General features: G+C 36.0%; 1 protein-coding gene. It reads left to right on the top strand.

The features are described 5' to 3' along the window. On the top strand, window positions 1-520 hold a 520-nt coding region (locus tag I6852_RS07900), incomplete at both ends, for a hypothetical protein (protein ID WP_197292083.1).

Raw genomic sequence — 520 nt, 5'->3', positions numbered from 1 at the left:
ATGAATTACCCTAATCTACCTAATAGCGCGCTTGAAATTAAAGAACAGCCAGAAGTGAAAGAAATCACTAACGAATTATTAAAGCAATTACAAAACGCTTTAAATTCTAATAGCCTTTTCACCGAGCAAGTGGAATTAAGCCTTAAAGGGATTGTTAGGATTTTAGAAGTGCTTTTGAGTTTGGATTTTTTTAAAAACGCGAATGAAATTGATAGCAGTTTGAGAAATTCTATTGAATGGCTGAGTAACGCCGGCGAGAGCTTGAAAGCGAAAATGAAAGAATACGAGGGCTTTTTTAGCGATTTCAATACGAGCATGAAGGCTAACGAGCAAGAAGTAACGAGCATTTTAAACGCTAACACCGAAAACATCAAAAGCGAGATTAAAAAGCTAGAAAATCAATTGATAGAAACCACTACCAGGCTTTTAACGAGCTATCAAATCTTTTTAAACCAAGCGAAAGAAAGCGCTACAAATCAAATTAACACCAACAAAACCGCAAGCCTTGAAGCAATAACAC

The organism is Helicobacter pylori (assembly GCF_015904775.1).
GTDB classification, from domain to species: domain Bacteria; phylum Campylobacterota; class Campylobacteria; order Campylobacterales; family Helicobacteraceae; genus Helicobacter; species Helicobacter pylori_DM.
Note: the sequence above shows the minus strand (reverse complement) of the source record. Positions and strands in the feature narration are given on the sequence as shown.